General features: G+C 66.8%; 18 protein-coding genes. 12 read left to right on the top strand and 6 right to left on the bottom strand.

The annotated features are described in order from the left end of the window. Window positions 1–3: 3 nt before the first annotated feature. From A5759_RS16680 to A5759_RS16665, 4 genes are all read left to right on the top strand, one after another. Window positions 4–1,719 (top strand): thiamine pyrophosphate-binding protein, encoded by a 1,716-nt coding sequence (locus tag A5759_RS16680; RefSeq protein WP_068199527.1) that lies wholly within the window; start codon window positions 4–6, stop codon window positions 1,717–1,719. 51 nt (window positions 1,720–1,770) lie between these two features. Next, the gene (locus tag A5759_RS16675; protein ID WP_068199524.1) at window positions 1,771–3,207 is read left to right on the top strand and encodes an aldehyde dehydrogenase family protein; all 1,437 of its coding nucleotides are present in this window, start codon (window positions 1,771–1,773) and stop codon (window positions 3,205–3,207) included. Window positions 3,208–3,374: 167 nt separating this feature from the next. Continuing rightward, window positions 3,375–4,277, top strand: a complete 903-nt coding sequence (locus tag A5759_RS16670; RefSeq protein WP_068199522.1) for an amidohydrolase family protein — start codon at window positions 3,375–3,377, stop codon at window positions 4,275–4,277. Window positions 4,278–4,348: 71 nt separating this feature from the next. Further along, window positions 4,349–5,122, top strand: a complete 774-nt coding sequence (locus tag A5759_RS16665) for a VOC family protein (protein WP_068199520.1) — start codon at window positions 4,349–4,351, stop codon at window positions 5,120–5,122. Window positions 5,123–5,129: 7 nt separating this feature from the next. On the opposite strand, the gene A5759_RS16660 is transcribed toward A5759_RS16665, so the two are convergent. Beyond that, window positions 5,130–5,708 carry an SDR family oxidoreductase gene (locus A5759_RS16660; RefSeq protein ID WP_068199518.1) on the bottom strand — a complete coding sequence of 193 codons (579 nt, stop codon included), beginning with the start codon at window positions 5,706–5,708 and terminating at the stop codon, window positions 5,130–5,132. 119 nt (window positions 5,709–5,827) lie between these two features. Here A5759_RS16660 and A5759_RS16655 point away from each other — a divergent pair, with 119 nt between their 5' ends. Continuing rightward, on the top strand, window positions 5,828–6,193 hold the full coding sequence (locus A5759_RS16655; protein WP_068199517.1) for an RNA-binding S4 domain-containing protein: 366 nt from the start codon (window positions 5,828–5,830) through the stop codon (window positions 6,191–6,193). A gap of 2 nt (window positions 6,194–6,195) precedes the next feature. Here the strand turns inward: A5759_RS16655 and A5759_RS16650 are convergent, their stop codons facing one another. Then, a complete protein-coding gene (locus A5759_RS16650) occupies window positions 6,196–6,642 on the bottom strand; it encodes a cupin domain-containing protein (protein WP_064418962.1) in 447 nt (148 codons plus the stop codon). A gap of 78 nt (window positions 6,643–6,720) precedes the next feature. On the opposite strand from A5759_RS16650, the gene A5759_RS16645 reads away from it, so the two are divergent. Continuing rightward, the gene (locus A5759_RS16645; protein WP_068199515.1) at window positions 6,721–7,137 is read left to right on the top strand and encodes a hypothetical protein; all 417 of its coding nucleotides are present in this window, start codon (window positions 6,721–6,723) and stop codon (window positions 7,135–7,137) included. A gap of 50 nt (window positions 7,138–7,187) precedes the next feature. After that, window positions 7,188–7,739, top strand: a complete 552-nt coding sequence (locus A5759_RS16640) for a GNAT family N-acetyltransferase (protein ID WP_231984673.1) — start codon at window positions 7,188–7,190, stop codon at window positions 7,737–7,739. 67 nt (window positions 7,740–7,806) lie between these two features. Here A5759_RS16640 and A5759_RS16635 read toward each other — a convergent pair whose 3' ends face one another. From A5759_RS16635 to A5759_RS16620, 4 genes are all read right to left on the bottom strand, one after another. After that, window positions 7,807–8,256 carry an Hsp20/alpha crystallin family protein gene (locus A5759_RS16635; protein WP_064399443.1) on the bottom strand — a complete coding sequence of 150 codons (450 nt, stop codon included), beginning with the start codon at window positions 8,254–8,256 and terminating at the stop codon, window positions 7,807–7,809. Between the two features lie 109 nt (window positions 8,257–8,365). Continuing rightward, a complete protein-coding gene (locus tag A5759_RS16630) occupies window positions 8,366–9,232 on the bottom strand; it encodes a helix-turn-helix domain-containing protein (RefSeq protein ID WP_068199592.1) in 867 nt (288 codons plus the stop codon). A 45-nt stretch (window positions 9,233–9,277) separates the two neighbouring features. Continuing rightward, window positions 9,278–10,885 carry a carotenoid oxygenase family protein gene (locus A5759_RS16625; RefSeq protein ID WP_068199512.1) on the bottom strand — a complete coding sequence of 536 codons (1,608 nt, stop codon included), beginning with the start codon at window positions 10,883–10,885 and terminating at the stop codon, window positions 9,278–9,280. 1 nt (window position 10,886) lies between these two features. Continuing rightward, the gene (locus A5759_RS16620) at window positions 10,887–12,086 is read right to left on the bottom strand and encodes an acetyl-CoA acetyltransferase (protein ID WP_068199591.1); all 1,200 of its coding nucleotides are present in this window, start codon (window positions 12,084–12,086) and stop codon (window positions 10,887–10,889) included. A 215-nt stretch (window positions 12,087–12,301) separates the two neighbouring features. On the opposite strand from A5759_RS16620, the gene A5759_RS16615 reads away from it, so the two are divergent. The 5 genes from A5759_RS16615 to A5759_RS16595 all read left to right on the top strand — a co-directional run bounded on the left by A5759_RS16615 (window position 12,302) and on the right by A5759_RS16595 (window position 18,378). Continuing rightward, complete coding sequence (locus A5759_RS16615) at window positions 12,302–12,994, top strand: GAF and ANTAR domain-containing protein (protein ID WP_068199511.1); 693 nt, start codon at window positions 12,302–12,304, stop codon at window positions 12,992–12,994. A gap of 121 nt (window positions 12,995–13,115) precedes the next feature. Continuing rightward, on the top strand, window positions 13,116–13,997 hold the full coding sequence (locus A5759_RS16610; protein WP_068199509.1) for a universal stress protein: 882 nt from the start codon (window positions 13,116–13,118) through the stop codon (window positions 13,995–13,997). A gap of 78 nt (window positions 13,998–14,075) precedes the next feature. Then, a complete protein-coding gene (locus A5759_RS16605; RefSeq protein WP_068199506.1) occupies window positions 14,076–14,975 on the top strand; it encodes a universal stress protein in 900 nt (299 codons plus the stop codon). Between the two features lie 67 nt (window positions 14,976–15,042). Then, complete coding sequence (locus A5759_RS16600) at window positions 15,043–16,563, top strand: AAA family ATPase (RefSeq protein WP_068199588.1); 1,521 nt, start codon at window positions 15,043–15,045, stop codon at window positions 16,561–16,563. Between the two features lie 138 nt (window positions 16,564–16,701). After that, entirely contained in the window at window positions 16,702–18,378 is a 1,677-nt protein-coding gene (locus A5759_RS16595) for a GAF domain-containing sensor histidine kinase (RefSeq protein ID WP_197506071.1), read from the top strand. Window positions 18,379–18,401: the final 23 nt, after the last annotated feature.

The raw sequence follows: 18,401 nt of genomic DNA, 5'->3' as shown, positions 1-18,401 counted from the left end.
CCCGTGGGTGTACCCGTATACAAGCGCATACTCGACCTCTTCGAGGCCGAGGGCGTCAACACGCTGTTCGGCATTCCCGATCCCAATTTCGTGCACATGTTCACCGAGGCCGACGCGCGCGGCTGGTCGGTGGTCGCGCCGCACCACGAGCTGAGCGCCGGGTTCATGGCCGAGGCGGCGTCGCGGATGACGGGCACGCCGGGGCTGTGCATCGGAACCCTCGGACCGGGCATGGCCAACATCGCGGGTGCGATCCAGTGCGCGCTTGTCGAGAACTCACCGGTCATCTTCCTCGGCGGCCAGCGGGCCCGCATCACCGAACGGCGGGTGCGGCGCGGGCGCATCCAGTTCGTCCAGCAGGAGGACCTGTTCAAGAACTCGGTCAAGTTCAGCAGCTCGATCGAGTACGCCGACCAGACCGACGAGATCATCCGCGAAGCCATCCGCCAGTCCATGTCGGGCACCCCCGGCCCCTGCTACATCGAGTATCCGTCCCACGTCATCCTCGAAGAGCTCGACGTGCCGGATCCGTTGCCGCCGCACCGTTATCGGCTCGTCAACCAAGGTGCGGGTGAACGTGAGGTCGCCGAGGCGGTCAGACTGATCCGCGAGGCGAAGAGCCCAGTCCTGTTGGTGGGTCACGGAGTTCACACCTCGCGCACCCAGGAGCAGGTCAGGGAGTTGGCCGAGCTGATGGCCTGCCCGGTAATCCAGACGTCGGGCGGGACCTCGTTTATCCCCGGCCTCCAGGACCGCACCTTCCCGTACCTGTTCTCTCCTGCGGCGAACGAGGCCGTCGAGACGTCCGATCTATGCGTGGCGCTGGGAACCGAGCTCGGCGAACCCATGCACTACGGCAGGACCCAGCACTGGGCGGGCAACGATGCCAACCGCAAATGGGTTCTCGTGGAACAGGATCCGACCGCAATCGGGGTGAACCGGCCGATCGATGTGCCGCTGGTGGGCGATCTTCGCGGCGTGGTGCCGCAACTGGTCGCGGCGCTGCGCGACACCCCGCGTACCCCGTCGGCCGACTTCGAGGCCCTGATCAAGGCCGACGCCGCCGAGATCGCCCGAGTGGCCGCCGAAGCGCCGAGTGGTCGCGCGCCGATCCACCCGGCCCGCTACGTCGTCGAGGCCACTAAGGCCTTCGACGAATGCACCGAGGACGGCATCCTGGTCCGCGACGGTGGCGCCACGGTGATCTTCCAGTGGACGTACTCGCAGACCAAGCCGCGAGACGTGATCTGGAATCAGAACTTCGGTCATCTGGGCACCGGTCTGCCGTATGCGGTCGGCGCGTCGGTCGCCGAGGGCCGCAAGCGTCCAGTCATGCTGCTCACCAGCGATTCGGCGTTCCTGTTCCACATCGCCGAGCTCGAGACCGCGGTCCGGGAGAACGTGCCGCTGGTCTGTGTCGTCGGTGTGGACCACCAATGGGGCCTGGAGGTGGGCGTCTACAAGCGCACGTTCGAGCAGCCGTCCCCGCAGCCGGGTGTGCACTGGAGCAAGGACGTCCGGCTCGACAAGGTCGCCGAGGGTTTCGGGTGCCACGGCGAGTACGTCGAAAAGGACGACGAGATCGGCCCGGCGATCAAGCGGGCGTTCGCCAGCGGCAAGACCGCCGTCGTCCACGTCTGCATCGACCCGAAAGCCAACTCCGAGGAGATGCCGAAGTACGACCGATTCCGCACCTGGTATGCAGAAGGCACCCAGTAGCGCCCGCGGTCGAACCGCGAATAGGGTCAAGTTCTAGGGAAGAGTGGAGACATGCGCGAGTATCTCAAGTTCTACATCGACGGCCAGTGGGTCGACCCGATCCGGCCCAACACCCTCGAGGTCGACAACCCGACCACCGAGGAGGCCTCCGGCAAGATCGCGATTGGTTCCGCTGCCGACGTCGACGTGGCCGTGCAGGCCGCCCGCCGAGCCTTCGCCACCTGGTCGCAGACCAGCCGCGACGAGCGCCTCGAGTTGCTGCAGGCGATCATGGGCGAGTACCAGAAGCGAGCCGGTGACCTCGCCGACGCGGTCAACGAGGAGATGGGCGCCCCGGCGTCGCTGGCGGCAGGCCCCCAGGTCAATCTCGGACTCGGTCACCTCGCCACGGCGATCGACGTGCTGAAGAACTTCGAGTTCGAGGAGCAGCACGGGGCCACGCTGGTGGTCAAGGAGCCGATCGGGGTGTGCGGGTTGATCACCCCGTGGAACTGGCCGATCAACCAGATCGCCTGCAAGGTGTTCCCCGCGCTGGCGACGGGCTGCACGATGGTGCTCAAACCGTCGGAGGTCGCACCGTATTCGGGCCAGATCTTCACCGAGATCCTCGACTCGGCAGGCGTTCCCGCCGGGGTGTACAACATGGTGTTCGGCGACGGGCCGGGCGTCGGGGCGGCGTTGTCGGCCCATCCCGACATCGACATGGTGTCGTTCACCGGGTCGACGCGGGCCGGCGTCGACGTCGCCAAGAACGCCGCGCTGACCGTCAAACGCGTCACCCAGGAACTCGGCGGCAAGAGCCCGAACATCGTGCTCGACGACGACGACTTCGCCAAGAGCGTGACCGCGGGTGTCTCGGTGATGATGATGAACAGCGGTCAGAGCTGCAACGCGCCGTCGCGCATGTTGGTGCCGAACTCCCGCATGGACGAGGCGATCGAGATCGCCCGCGAGGTCGCCGGCGGAGTCAAGGTCGGCGATCCCGACGAGAAGACCGCGATCGGGCCCGTCGCGTCTAAGGCGCAGTTCGACAAGATCCAGGGCCTGATCCAGACGGGCATCGACGAGGGCGCGACCGTCGCCATCGGCGGCACCGGTCGACCGGAGGGTCTGAGCAAGGGCTACTACGTGAAGCCGACGGTGTTCGCCAACGTCACCAATGACATGACGATCGCCCGCGAGGAGATCTTCGGTCCGGTGCTGTGCATCCTCGGCTACGACGACCTCGACCAGGCGCTCGAGATCGCCAACGACACCGAATACGGTCTGGCGGGCTATGTTTCGGGTGCCGACCTGGACAAGGCCCGCGCGGTGGCGCGGCGGATCCGGGCCGGCTCGGTCGCGATCAACCACGGCTTCGACATGGCCGCTCCGTTCGGTGGTTACAAACGCAGCGGTAACGGACGCGAGTGGGGACACTTCGCGTTCGACGAGTTCCTGGAGATCAAGGCCGCGCTGGGCTACGCGCCGGAGGCGGCAGCCGGATAACCGTCCGGTCCACCTTCGCCGATTGTGCGGTTCGCGACGGATTTCGCCCGATTTCCGTCGTCAACCGCACTATCGGCGCAGATCATGGCTTGAGCAGCGACCGCCGTGCCTGGTGACCTCCGCGGGCGAACGTTTCGAAGAGGTTCAGCGCATATATCGTCACGTGGGTGACGGTACGCGGCGAGAAGTACGAATACGGCGTCGATTTCGACCGCATCGCGGCGATCGACATCCACACCCACGTCGAGATCGACTGCCACGGCCACAAGGCCTACGTCGAAGAGCTCGTGGAGGCGACCGAGAAGTACTTCAAGATGCCACCGGGCGCGACGGCAGGCGTCGACGCGGTCGCCGACCTGTACCGGCAGCACAACACCGCCGCCGTCGTGTTCACCATCGACGCGCGCACGGCGATGCGCCACGTACCGAACTCGATCGAGGACCTCGTCGCCGGTGCTACGCGCAACAACGACGTGCTGATCCCGTTCGGCAGCGTCGACCCGTGGCACGAGCGCCGGGCGGTGCACCGGGTCCACGAACTCGTCCGCGACTACGGGGTCAAGGGCTTCAAGTTCCATCCGAGCATGCAGGCGTTCGAGCCCAACGATCGTCGCTTCTATCCGATCTACGAGGCGATCACCGAGGCCGGGCTGCCCGCGTTGTTCCACACCGGGCAGACGGGGATGGGGTCGGGGCTGCCGGGTGGGCACCGCATCAAGCTGCGCTACTCCGATCCGATGCTGCTCGATGACGTCGCCGCCGACTTCCCGGATCTGACGATCGTGATGGCCCACCCCGCGGTGCCGTGGGTCGACTCGCAGATCGCGATCGCCACACACAAGGCCAACGTGTACGTCGACCTGTCCGGGTGGAGCCCGAAGTACTTCCCGCCGCAGCTGGTCCGCGCCATGAGCAGACAGCTGCGCACCAAAGTCCTGTTCGGCACCGACTTCCCCTACATCCAGATCGACCGGTGGCGCGCCGACTTCGACACCCTCGACATCGACCCGGCGGTGCAGGCGCTGATCTACAAGGAGAACGCGCTGCGCGTCCTGGGTATCGCGCGCTGACGGCGCGATGAGTTTTCGCGGGGGCGGCGGTCTGCATCGGTGACTGACCACTCACCCAGAAGGAGACCGCCGTGCCCGTCCGCAATTCCGCCCCCGTTGGCGCCCCGACCTGGATCGACCTGGCGTCCTCGGACGTCGAACGCTCGCAGTCCTTCTACGGCGAGGTGTTCGGCTGGACGTTCGAGTCATCGGGCCCCGACTACGGCGGCTACGTGACCGCCTCCCGCGACGGCAGGCCGGTCGCCGGCCTGATGTTCAACGACCCGCAGTGGAACAGCCCGGACGGATGGACCACCTACTTCCACACCACCGACGCCAAAGCCACCCTCGACGCCGCGGTCGCCGCGGGTGCGAACTCATGCGGAGCACCCGTGATGGAGATCAAGGACAAGGGCTGGATGGGCATGCTGTCCGACCCCAGCGGCGCGTTCGTCGGGCTGTGGCAGCCGGACGGACACCGAGGATTCGAGGTCGTCAACGAACACGGCGCGCCGGTGTACTTCCAGTGGACCGGGCGCGACTACGCCACGTCGCAGCAGTTCTACCGCGACCTGTTCGGCTGGCAGATCGAGACCGTGTCCGACACCGACGAATTCCGCTACAGCACGGCCAACTTCGACGGTGAGGCGCTGCTCGGACTGATGGACGGCAGCGCCTTCCTTCCGGAAGGGGAGCCGTCGAACTGGAACTTCTTCCTGGGCGCCGACGACGTCGACAAGACCGTGCAGTTGGTCCTCGACAACGGCGGCAGCGTGATCCGCGGCGCCGAAGACACGCCCTACGGGCGGTTGGCCGCGGTGGCCGACTGCACCGGGGCGGCCTTCAACCTGTCGTCGCTGCAGTAGGCGATCGTCAGGCCGTCATCAGGTAGTCGGTCCTGCCAACGAAGACGATGCTCGCCGGGTTCGGCGTGGTGGCCGCGTCGACGACAGCGTCGGCGAAGGTCATGTGGCTCATGTCGCCGGACACCACCGTGAGTTGCACGCCGGCCTGGCGGAACTCCGAACGCCTTGTCAGCAGGGCTGTTTCGCCGGCCCGCATGCTCGCCGCGACGGCCGTGTAACCCTTGGGCACCGCCTTGTCGGGGAAGAAGTGGGCCTGGTGACTGGTGACGAAGACGATCCGTCCGCCGACGGGCATCAGCGGCAGGGCCGCCAGGGCGAGCCGGCGTTGGGCGTCGCGGTTGAGGCGCATCGCGCACTCGGGATCAGCGCCGGTGTCCAGCGCATCCGACGAGTTGAGGATCAAGGTGTCCAACCGACCGAAACGCGACGCGATGCCGTCGATCACCTCCGCGGATTCGACCTCGTCGGAGATGTCGCGCGTCACGACGACGTGGGTGTCCACGCTGCCGAGCTGGCGCGCGACCCGCGCGCCGAGGCCCCTCGAGCCTCCGGTGACCAGGACGATTCGTTCGGGTTGGCGATCCATGTCGGGCTCCTTCCGTCGCTGCGCGCCCGCGTGGCCCCAACCGTACACCTATTTCTAAGAAAAATAAGGTCTATCTAAGGTCACAATAAGGTAGCCGTCGGAGGGTTCATGATGGTGGCGTGGAGTCGACCCGCATAGACAGGTGGTTGTGGTCGGTCCGGTTGGCCAAGACCAGGCCCGATGCCGCCGAGGCATGCCGGGGCGGGCACGTTCGGATCAACGGGCGGCCCGCCAAGCCGGCCACCCCGGTATCGCCCGGCGACGAGGTGCGGGCCCGCATCGGGCAGACCACTCGAGTCGTCGAGGTGCTGCGGGTGATCCAGAAGCGGGTCGGCGCGGCCGACGCGTCGACGTGTTATCTCGACCGGACACCCAAGCCTGCGGTCACCGAAACGGTGCAGTTCGCCGCCCGCGACCGCGGTGCGGGCAGACCGACCAAGCGGGACCGCCGGATGCTGGACAGGCTGCGTGCGGGCCGGCTGTGACTTCAGGCCGTCGGCGCTGCCAGTTCGAAGTCGGCAAAGTCGAATCCCGGCACCACCACACAGCTGACCAGGCTCGGCTCGTCGTCGCGGGGTCGGGCGCGCTGCCAGTGGCCCGGCGGCACGACGAACTGGGGCTGCTCGCCTGCGAGAATGTCGACACCCAGAAGATGCGTTGTGGCACTGCTTTGTTCGGGCCCGGCCTCGAGCAGTAGCGGGCTGCCCGCGTGGAACAGCCACAGCTCGGCACTGCGCACGGTGTGCCAGGCGGACTGCTGACCGGGCATCAGCAGGAAGAGGATCGCCGTACCCGCGCTGCGCGGGCCGGTGTAGTCGGGCGGCAGCGCGGACTGCGGCACGGTCAGGTCGCTGCGCCACGTCTCCCTGTACCAGCCGCCCTCCGGATGCGGGGACAGGTCGAGGCGCTGGGCCCATTCCGGAAGATCGGTCATTCCAGTACCTGCCTTTTCGGTGTCGGACACTCCAGACTAGAGACCGGTGCCCTGCGATCCAGCCGATAGGCTCGTGTCATGTCGCGAGTGCGCCCCGGATGGCTGGTCGCCTTGTGCGGGGCGATCGTCTCGGTGAGCGCCTGGCTGCCGTGGCTGACCGCCAACGGCGGCCGGGTCAGCGCGATCGGCGGCATCTTCGGCGACCTGCCCGCGCCGAAGCCCGGATTCGGGGTGGGCCAGTTGATCGTGCTGCTGGCGTCGTTGCTGATCGTCGCCGGTGCGATGTCGGCCAGGGGGTTCTCGGCTCGCATCGCATCGACTGCGGCGTTGGCGATTTCGGTGCTTCTGGTGGTCCTGTCCCTCTGGTACTACCGGCTATACGTGTACTCACCGGTGTCCGCCGGCTACGGGCTCTACCTCGGCGCCGGCATCGCCGTGGTCGCGGTGGTCTTGTCGGTGTGGGCGATGGTGGCCTCGTGGGCAACGGTCTCGTAGGCGGCGCGCCCGGGTTCGTCGAACCTGTTGTTCTGACCGGGGACCGATGGGTGACGTTGGAACCGCTGCGCCATGAACACATTTCGGAGATCGTGGCCGTCGCGTCCGACGGTGAACTCGGGCGGCTGTGGTTCACCGCGGCGCCCGCACCCGACGCCGTCGAGCGGTGGGTGGACGCCAGGCTGGCGGTGCAGGCGCCCGAGAGCGGGTTGACCTTCGTGGTGCGCCGCCACGACGGAACACTGGTCGGGTCGTCGAGCTACATGAATGTCGACGGCGTCAACCGGCGACTCGAGATCGGCAACACCTGGTACGTGGCGGCCGCACGGCGCAGCGGCGTCAACTCCGAGACCAAGCTGTTGCTGCTCGGCCACGCATTCGACGAGTTGGGTTGCATCGCAGTCGAGTTCCGCACACACTTCTTCAACGCGGCCAGCCGAGAAGCGATCGAGCGCCTCGGCGCCAAGCTGGACGGGATCCTGCGCAGCCACCAGGTGCTGCCCGACGGGTCGCGCCGCGACACCGTGGTCTATTCGATCCTCGACATCGAATGGCCCGCCGTGCGCAACAACCTGCGGTACCGGTTGAGCCGTCACGCGTGACGCGCGTAGGCACGCCGAACTGCGGCCAGATCGCAGTCGATCTGACCGCAGTTGCGGCTAGGCGCGGTTACCCGGCTTCGACGGTCGTGGTTTCGATCGACTTCTGACCGCCGCCGTGGGCGACGTCGATCTTGCGCGGCTTGGCGCGTTCGGCCATCGGGATGGTCACGGACAGCACGCCGTTCTCGTAGGTTGCCGAAATCTTCGACGCGTCAACACCTTCGCCGAGGGACAGCTGCCTGCGGTAAGTGCCGAAGAACCGCTCGTTGGCCAGCCACTGCACACCGTCGTCCGACCGTGCGGTGCGGTGTGCCGAGATTGTCAACGTGCCGTTGTCGACGTTGACATCCACTGAGCCGGGATCCACGCCGGGCAGATCGGCGGTCAGCAGATAGTGGTCGTCGACCTTGCACAGGTCCATCGGCATGAACCGGGGGGAACGATTTGATCCGGTCTGGTTCGTCAGAAGACCCCGGGTCAGAGCATCAAGTTCGGTGAACGGATCAAAGCGAAGCACAGCAATTCACCTCCTATGTCACTCAGGGCCCGCCACCCTGGCGGGCAGCCAAATCACTGTGCGCACCTGCGATGTTAGCACTCGCCACCAGAGAGTGCTAGAAGTTTTTTTACGAGATTTCGACGGCTGATACCTGCGCGCCGGCCAGCGGCCGACGGCATCGGTCGCATGCGAAGACGGCGGTGAATCGCTGCCCGCAGGCGGTGTGCGTCAGCAGGACCGCGGGGCCGTCGGGGTCGGTGAACCAGCGCTGGGCCCACTGCAGAGCGGAGATCAGGATCGGGAACAGGGCGCGGCCCTTGTCGGTCAGTTCGTACCGGTCGCCGACGTCGGCGAGCACCCCGTTGGCGGTGAACGTGGTCAGCCGGTCGGCAATCGATCCGGGGGGCGCTCCGAGTTGAGCCTGGAAGTCGGTGAACCGCCGGACGCCGACGAATGCTGCCACCAGCAGCGCGAAGCCCCAGCGGTTTCCCATGATGCTCATTGTCTGCGGGAACAGACCCGCGGCCGTGTGCTGATCGGCCTCCGAGCGCCTGCGCGTCGCGGTGGCCGAGGGCACCGACCGCTCCCACGACCCACTCGGACCCCATTGGGGGACAACGTCTTTGTCGCCAGCACTCTCGCCGCACGAACGGCACGTCACCATCGGTGTGAAATCGGCGCCGCATGCGGCATGGCGCATGGCGGGCAGCGGCTCGGCGTGGTCGGGGACCCAGCGGCGCTCCCACTCCCAAATCGACAGCAGCACCGGCCACAGTGACCGGCCGCGCGGCGTGCCGATGTACTGGAAACGCTGTGGCCCTTCCTGGTATTGGCGACGCTCGAGCAGTCCCGCGGCGGTCAGCGTTCGGAGTCGGGTTGTCAGCACATTGTTGGAGATCGGCAGGCGGGACTTGAAGTCACCGAAACGGGTCGCCCCCAGCAGCGACTGCTGCATGACGAGCAGAGTCCACTCGTCGCCGAGCAAGCCGAGCATGCGGGCGACGGCGTTCGGCTCGGGCACGGACTCGGTCGGGGCCACCTACAGGCCGACGGCCTCGGCCGCCGAATCGGTTTCCCGCCAGCTCCGCAGTTCCGATCCCGGAGCCCACGTCGAGTGTGTCCCGCTGGAGATGCGTTCCGGTAGAGCCAGTTTGCACACCGGGCCGTCGTCGACCCGGGCCGCGTCGAACACCAGGCAGTAGGAGGCGTCGGCGTTCATGTCGGTGGTGAGCGTGACGAGGTAGCCGTCGTCTTCGGCGGTGCCGTCGATTCTCGGAGCCGGGACGGCGACATTCGACCTCGGAGCCGGGACGGCGACATTCGACCTCGGAGCCGGGACGGCGACATTCGACCTGGGTGCCATCGCGGTCTCGCTGCCGTACACACCGTCGGGGAGGCTGAACCGCTGTTCGGTGCCGGTGCGCAGATCGTGTTTGACCAAGCCGTCGAACAGGAACCAGCCCGGCTTACCGGTGGCCGCGTACGTGTAGCGGTAGGGGAGCCCGGCGTAACCGCTGTTGATCGTGCCGAATTCGGTGATGGAGTCGGTCAGCTGCTCCTCGGTGGTCTGCCCGGTGACGAGGTTGAATCGCCAGCGGTGCAGCCGGGTCTGCAGCCGGTCCAACGCCAGGAACCGAAACGCCCGCTGCCACTTGTCACCTGCCCTCGTGTCGACCGGGGACGGGTCGCCTTCGAAGAAGCCGTCGAGGACGATTTCATCACCGTCCTCGTAGGCGTTGGTGAAGTGCAGCACAAACGTCGGGTCGGCCTCGAACCATCGGATGTCGGCGGGTCCGCCGCGGCGGGGGACCACGGCGAACCGCGACGGCATGTCGGGGTGAAAGCCCGGCAAGTGGATCCCGGCTTCGAGCAGCGTGGGATCCCAGAACATCGGAAAGTCGTTGAGGATCGCGTAGTTCTCGGTGAACGCCATGTCGTGCGGCAGGCGCGGGCCGGGAAGCGGGACATCGGTGAGGTGGACGAGGTTGCCTCCGTCGTCGACGACGCCGTAGCGCAGGTACGGGTCCTGCTTGCTGTAGGAGAAGAACAGCAGCTCGCCGGTGCGGTCGTCGACCTTCGGGTGTGCCGAAACGCCCCAGTCCGCGGGGAACCTCCCGTGCCAGTCCTCCTTGCCGAGGGTGTCGCCGGAGAACGGGTCGACGCGGTACAGGTCGCCGCACTGATAGTGGCTGGTGAGCGCGACACCGCGATGGACGATGACGTCGGTGCTCGACGCGTCCTTCATCAAAGTCCGTGCACCCCAGCCGTGATCACGCTTAGCCAGTTCGATCGGCTCGGCCAGCCCAGGCCACAGCGGACCACCGGCATCGTATTCGGCGAGCAGGCCGTCGGTGCGGACAAAGCGGTTGCGGTAGAACGCCTTTCCGTCGCGGAACCCGACGACGTGCACCATTCCGTCACCGTCGAAGGGGTGGTAGAACTTCAGCGCCGGGTGCAGCGGATTCTCGGTGTTGCGCAGGTAGACGCCGTCCAGGTCGGACGGGATCTCGCCCTCGACCACCGCGAGATCGTCGGCGTCCCATTCGGTGTTCTGGGGACGCCACGGTCCGGTGCGGTACGGGTGGTCGTCGTCGTCCGGCAGCGTCGACAGGTACTTGCCGACGATCTCCACGTTCGCGCTACCCATGTCAGGCCTTTCCGACGATGAAGCTGACGGTGGTGGCGGTGCTACCGCCGAAGTTCAAGGTGCCGAACGTCATTGCGCCCTCGACCTGGTAGTCGCCGGCGCCGCCGCTGACCTGCTTGGCCGCATCGAGCAGCATCCGCACCCCGGAGGCGCCGACTGGATGGCCGCCACCGATCAAGCCGCCGCTGGGGTTGATCGGCAGCCGTCCGCCGATCTCGATCTCGCCGTTCTCGATGGCCTTCCACGATTCGCCCGGCCCGGTGATACCGAGGTGATCGATCGCGAGGTACTCGCTGGGGGTGAAACAGTCGTGGACCTCGAACCCGTCGACGTCGTCGAGCGTGACGCCTGCGCGATCGAAGGCGTCGAGCACCACACCTCGGACATGCGGCAGCACGTACGGATCGTCGGCGGCACGGTCGAGTTTCTGCTGCAGGCCCAACCCCACCGTCCGGTGGCCCCAGCCGGCGATCCGGCCGAGCGGACGCAAGCCCGGATGGTCGCGAAGGAACTCGCCGGTGGCCAGGACGACGCCGGCGCCGCCGTCGGTCATCTGGCTGCAATCGAATCGGCGCAACCGTCCCTCCACGACGGGGTTGGTGGCGTCGTCGTCGGTCAGCGGATCCGGCACGTTCCATCCGCGAGTCTGCGCTTTCGGGTTCGCGCGCGCGTTGGTGAAGTTCAGTGCCGCGATGGCGCGCAGGTGCGATTCGTCGATGCCGTAGCGCCGGTCGTATTCGGCGGCCACCTGGTCGAACATGTGAGGCCACATGAACGTCGCATCAGCGCCCTCGTGACCGGTCCACGCGGCGGCGCCGAGGTGCCGGGCGCCGGCATCCCCTGTGACCGTTTTCTCCAGCTCGACACCGAGCACCAGCGCCGACCGGTAGGCCCCCGACCGCAGATCCGCGATGGCAGACAGTGCTGCGACGCTGCCCGACGCACAGGCGGCTTCGTGCCGTGTCGCCGGTTTGCCCCACAACCCGTCGTGCACCGATGCGGGCATCGCCCCCAGATGCCCCTGGAACGCGAAGAGTTCGCCGAACGCGTTGCCGACGTGCACCACCTCGACATCGCGGGCGTCGACCTTGGCCGCCGCCAGCGTCGACTCGACAACTTCGCTGCTCAAGTCCGCGAAATCCCTGCCCTCACGCGTGAGATTTCTCGCGAAGTCGCTCTGATAGCCGCCGAGGATCCACACATCGGGTGCGCGCACAACCGGACACGTTACTACAGCTAAGAGAGCGACTCTGCGCGAACGGCCACAGAGGTCGGCCCCGTCGGCTGCTGTCTTAACCGACGAGACCTCAGCGCGAGAAACGGTCGACCGTCACCCGAGCTTGTCCAGGACATGCCCAATGACCCGAGCCGCAAACAATCGTGTAGCCAGGCGGCCGATAGGGAAGACTTCTCAGCATGACCCCGTCCTCCCGCACCCAGGACCTGGCCGAGCGAATGGCCGAGTTGGCGCGGGCTTCCGCCCCGCCGAGCACGGTCGACGACGTGCTGAAAGACGTCACCGAGACCGCGCGTGAGCTGATTCCGGGCGCGGACACCGTAGGTGTGCTCTTGATCGGCAGGGGAGGAAAGTTCGAATCGCTCGCGGGGACGTCGGAGCTGCCTCACACGCTGGACGAAATCCAGATGCAGTTCAGCGAGGGTCCCTGCGTGGAGGCCGCGCTGGACGAGTCGATTCTTCGGACCGATGACTTCCGCGTAGAGGACCGCTGGCCGCTGTATTCGGCCGCCGCGGTAGAGCACGGTGTGCTCAGCGGACTGTCGATCAAGCTGTACACGGCCGATCGCACCGCCGGAGCGCTGAACATGTTCAGCTTCAAAGCGCGCGCTTTCGACGCTGACGACGAGATGATCGGCACAGTTCTGGCCGCGCACGCCGCCGCAGCGCTCCTCGCCAGTCGGGAGGGCGAGCAGCTGAAGTCGGCGATGGCCACCAGGGATCGCATCGGCCAGGCCAAGGGCATCATCATGGAGCGATACGGCGTGGACGAGGTGCGTGCGTTCGAGATGCTCAAACAGCTCTCCCAGGACAGCAACGTCAAACTCGCGGACGTCGCGCAGCGCGTCATCGAAACGCGCAGCGGTATCTGAACCTGCTAGCGGCCCTACAGGATCTTTCGTCGACGGCTGGTGACTTTCGACTCTTCGGTTCGCGCGCCGCACCGCCGAGCATTGTGGGCGGGGCGTAATCAACGCCGACCAGGAGGGTCAGATGAGCGCAACCGCAGCGACGCCGGGCGCGCGTGGCGTCGTGGTCGGGGTGGACGGATCGCCGGCCTCCCGAGTGGCGACTGACTGGGCGGCCCGCGACGCAGCGTTGCGCGGTGTGCCCTTGACCGTCGTCCATGTACTGCCCTCGAACACGAACGGCGCGTTGATGGACCTGCCGATGTCGGGTCAGTTCGCCGCCGAGCGGGAACGCCGTGGGAAGGCCGTGATCGAGGACGCTCTCGGGCTCGTTCGTGATGCCATCGGCGCCACACCCGACATCGACGTCGACCCTCGCATTCTCACTGGCGCCACCGTTTCCGAGCTGATCGATATGTCCGAAGGCGCCGAGCTAATGGTCATCGGCTGCCGCGGCCTGGGAGGTGTCAAAGGTCTGCTTCTCGGCTCGGTCAGCTCGGGGCTTGTGCACCACGCGCACTGCCCGGTCGCGGTGATCCACGACGAGGACCCGTTGATGGATCATCCGGCGACGGCCCCCGTGGCGGTCGGCATCGACGGCTCACCCGCCTCGGAGTTGGCGACCGAGATCGCCTTCGACGAGGCCGATCGTCGCAGGGTGGGGCTGCTCGCCGTTCACACATGGACGGGCACCGGAGATTTCGGCGTCCGAGACGGCGGTGCACGGGCGGATGAGGAGCTCGCGCAGCGCCTTGCCGGCTGGACCGAGCGCTATCCCGATGTCGTTGTTCAGCGCATCGTCGGCCCCGGCAATCCGGCGCGCCGGTTGCTCGAGGAATCCGAACGGGCCCAGCTTCTCGTGGTGGGCAGCCGGGGCCTCGGCGGGTTCGCCGGCATGTTGCTCGGATCGGTGAGCTCGGCCGTCGCGCAGGCTTCACGTATGCCGGTCATCATCGCCCGGCGCTGAAGTCAGGGACTTTCGCCTCTACGCCGGGCACGCGACACCGGTCATCATCACTTCAGGAGCGAACGAACCTCGAAGGTGATGACAGGAGTCACGATGCGCACCGGTGCGGTTGTGGTCGGCGTGGATGGCAGCGATGGCGCGATCAACGCGGCGCGATGGGCGGCAGCGGTCGCAGCGAGGTACGAGACGTCGTTGCACATCGTGCATGCGCTACCGGACGCCGGGCACAACCTGACGGACGCTGTCGCCGCGATGCGAGCGGCCGTCCTCGAGCACCAGCGCGAGAGTGCCGATGCCATACTGCGCCGAGCAGAGGAGACCGTGCGCTCACAGAACCACGAACTCGAGGTGTCGACTCTGTCGACCGATGTTCCGGTCGCCGACGTTCTGGTGCAACTGGGCAAGACCGCACGGATGATCGTGGTGGGAAACGATGAAGTCACCGCTGCGGGCGCGCTTTTGCTGGGCTCGACGACACTGGCGGTGGCGACGCGCGCGGACTGCCCCGTTGTCGCTTGGCGAGGATCGAACGTCGTGCCGACGGATGATCCGGTAGTCGTCGGGGTGGACGGGACACCGTCGTCTCTGGCCGCTCTGGAGAACGCGTTCGAGTTCGCCGAACGGTTCAACGCGAAGTTGGCGGCCGTACGGTCGTGGTCGTCGCCGCTGCGCGCGGTGGCCGCGCGACTGCCTCTGCTGATCGACTGGGATGCACTCGAGACGGCGGAGTGGGCGCACCTGACGAATGATGTCGACCGATACAACCGGCGCTACACACAGGTGTCCGCTCCGTGCTACGTCGAGAACGCGAAACCCGCTGTAGCACTGATGGATCGGTGTAACGCCGACGGCGCGCAGCTGCTAGTGGTGGGAAGCTACGGGAAGACTGTGCTCACCAGCGCCATCCTGGGCTCGACCGCGTTGAATCTGTTGCAACACGCCACCGTTCCGGTCATGGTCTGCCGACCGCGTCGATGATGCGCCAGCTGCGGTGAAGGGCCTTCCGACCCTGTTGCCGAGAGCGTGGCTGAGAGAGGATGTGGGTATGACGACCGCATCGGTTACCGCCAGCATTTGCCGAGACCCGTTCATTTTCAACGGGAATCTCCACGCCGAGATCCATGAGACCCATACGGGTCTGGTTGCTCTCATCGCGGACCGGGCGTATAAGACGAAGAAGGCGATCGTCACGGACTTCCTGGACTTCAGCACCCGCGAGCGTCGCGAGCAGACGTGTCAACGCGAAGTGGAACTGAATCGCAGGTTGGCGCCGGACAGCTATTTCGGCGTGGGTCACTTCGCCTCCCCGGGTGAACCTCCCGAACCGGTCATCGTGATGCGTCGCTACCCGGAATCGGCGCGGCTTGCCGCGCTGGTACGCAACGGTGATCCCGTCGACGGATGCCTCACCGCCATCGCAGACCGGTTGGCGCGGTTCCACCGAAACGCGCTACGCGGCCCACAGATTGACGAACAGGCGACGGCTGCCGTGATTTCCGAGCGGTGGCACCAGAATCTCGGTGAACTGGAGCGATATGTCGACAGCGTCCTCCCCGGGGCGACGCTGCGCGAGGTCACACGCCTGGCCGACCGGTACCTGGCCGGCCGTGACCAGTTGTTCACGCAGCGGGTCGCTTCGGGGCGCGTCGTCGACGGTCACGGGGATCTGCAGACACAGGACATCTTCTGCATGCCTGACGGTCCGGTGCTGCTGGACTGCCTCGAGTTCGACGATCGACTGCGCTGCGTCGACGGTGTCGACGACGCCGCCTTCCTCGCGATGGACCTGGAGTTCCTCGGACGAAAGGACCTCGCTGATCGCTTCTTCGACGAGTACCTCCGGCGGGCCGACGATCCCGCACCGCGGTCCTTGAGGGATTTCAGCGTCGCGTACCGCGCCGTGGTCCGGGCGAAGGTGGACTGCATCCGCGTCGATCAAGGGCACCCGGAAGCGGTGGCTGACGCGATACGCCATCTCGACATCGCCCTGACCCACCTGCGGTCGTGCACCGTCGGGTTGGTCATCGTCGGCGGCGGCCCGGGGACCGGCAAGACCACCGTCGCGCACGGATTGGCCGAACGGGTGAACGCCCGGGTCATTTCTACCGATGAGGTGCGGCGCGAGCTACAACGGTCGGGAGTCATCGCGGGCCGGGCGGGAGAATTGGGTGTGGGACTGTATGCACCCGAGAACGTGCGCGCGGTCTACGACGAGGTGCTGCGTCGAGCCCGCGCTCTGCTGTCCGCAGGTGAGACCGTCGTGCTCGACGGCACCTGGCGCGATACGCAGGAGCAGGAGAGAGCGTATCGACTGGCTGCCGAAACCTTTTCGGCCGTGGTCAATTTCGTCTGTTCGCTGTCGTCAGCGGAAGCCGCTGAACGAGTGGTGGCCAGAGGGCCGTCGAGTTCGGACGCGACACCACAGATCGCCGTTGTTCTCGGTGGCGACGCGGTCCCCGATGGAGCCCACCGACTCGACACCGCCCGTCCGCTCGCGGACTCGGTGGACGAGGCGCACCGGGTACTTCGTCAGGTTGTCGATGACGGTCTCGCTGACGCCGCGTGACGCCCAGAATCGGCCGGCCGATCCCTTCTACGGACCGGGGCGACGCGTAACATCGGCCCCGACGGTTGGTGGTGAGTCGATGAGGATCGGGACGGCAGAGCGGTGACGGACAGAGCGCGATCCGGGGACGACGCAAGGATGCGATCGCTTCGGGACACGTTGTCGCAGTTGCGGCTTCGCGAGCTGCTGTTTGAGGTCCAGGATCGCATCGAAGAGATCGTCGAGGGACGGGACCGGTTCGACGGACTGCTCGAGGCGATGCTCGTCGTCACCTCAGGACTCGAACTAGACGAAACCCTTCGCACCATCGTGCGAACGGCCATCGATCTGGTCGATGCGCAGTACGGGGCGTTGGGCGTCCGCGGTCGAGGCCACGAACTCGTCGAATTCGTCTACGACGGAATCGACGACGCGGCGGCCCGAGCGATCGGCCATCTGCCGGAAGGGCGGGGGGTCCTCGGCCTGCTCCTCGACGACCCGAAGCCGATCAGGGTCGACAACATCGCGTATCACACTGCGTCCGTTGGGTTTCCACCGAACCATCCGCCGATGGTCACCTTCCTCGGCGTACCGGTCCGAATCCGCGACGAGGTGTTCGGCAACCTCTATCTGACCGAGAAGGCCGGTGGTCAGCCGTTCAGCGAGGACGACGAGGTCCTCGTGCAGGCGCTCGCGGCGGCCGCGGGCATCGCGATCGATAACGCGCGGCTCTACCAACAGGCCAAGCACCGGCAGTCGTGGATCGAGGCCACCCGCGACATCGGCACCGAACTCCTGTCGGGAACCGAACCGGTGAAGGTGTTCCGGCAGGTCGCCGACAAGTCACGTCAGCTCAGCGGGGCCGGCCTCACCGCGGTGTTCGTTCCGACCGACCGCGACGTGCTGCCCTCGGAGGCGACCGAACTCGTCGTCGCCGCCACCGCGGGCGACGTTCCCGCATTGGGTGTGGACGCGGTTCCCGTCGCGGACAGCCCGATCGGCCAGGCGTTCACGCAACGTACGCCGATGCGGTTCGACGGACTCGGGCTCGGCGTGGATGGGGGCCAGACGGGTCCCGCGCTGTTGCTACCGCTACGCGCGGGCGACGCCGTCGCCGGTGTGCTGGTTGCGCTTCGACCGGTCGGCGCGTCGCCGTTCACCGACGAGAACATGGACATGATGGCGGCTTTCGCCGACCAGGCGGCGCTGGCGTGGCAGTTGGCCAGCACCCAGCGCCGGATGCGAGAGCTCGATGTCCTGACCGATCGCGATCGCATCGCCCGCGACTTGCACGATCACGTCATCCAGCGGTTGTTCGCTGTCGGCCTGGCATTGCAGGGGACGATCCCACGGGCGCGCACGCCGGAGGTGCAGGAGCGGCTCACCGGATGCGTCGACGACCTTCAAGAGGTCATCCAGGAGATCCGCACCGCGATCTTCGACCTGCACCATGCGCAGCCGGGCGTCACGCTGAGGCAGCGGCTCGACGAGGCGATCGATCAGTTCGCCGATCCGGATATGCGCACCACAACGAGATTCTCGGGTCCGCTGTCGGTCGTCAGCGACAAACTGGCCGAGCACGCGGAAGCGGTGGTGCGCGAGGCGGTCAGCAACGCCGTGCGGCACGCGAACGCCAGTTCGTTGCAGATCGGCGTGACCGTCGGAGACGACCTGCGTATCGAGGTCGTCGACAACGGGTGTGGCATCCCCGCCGACGTGACACCGAGCGGGTTGGCCAACCTCCGCGCCCGCGCCGACGAAGTGGGTGGCCAGTTCTCCGTCGAGGGTGCCCCGCACGGCGGAACCACCCTGACGTGGTGCGCCCCGCTCACCTGAAGCTGAAAACACCGCCTGAGCTG

The organism is Mycobacterium sp. 852014-52144_SCH5372336 (assembly GCF_001665615.1).
GTDB classification, from domain to species: Bacteria; Actinomycetota; Actinomycetes; order Mycobacteriales; family Mycobacteriaceae; genus Mycobacterium; species Mycobacterium neumannii_A.
The sequence above is the reverse complement of the archived record's forward strand: the minus strand, read 5'-3'. Positions and strand labels throughout refer to the sequence as shown.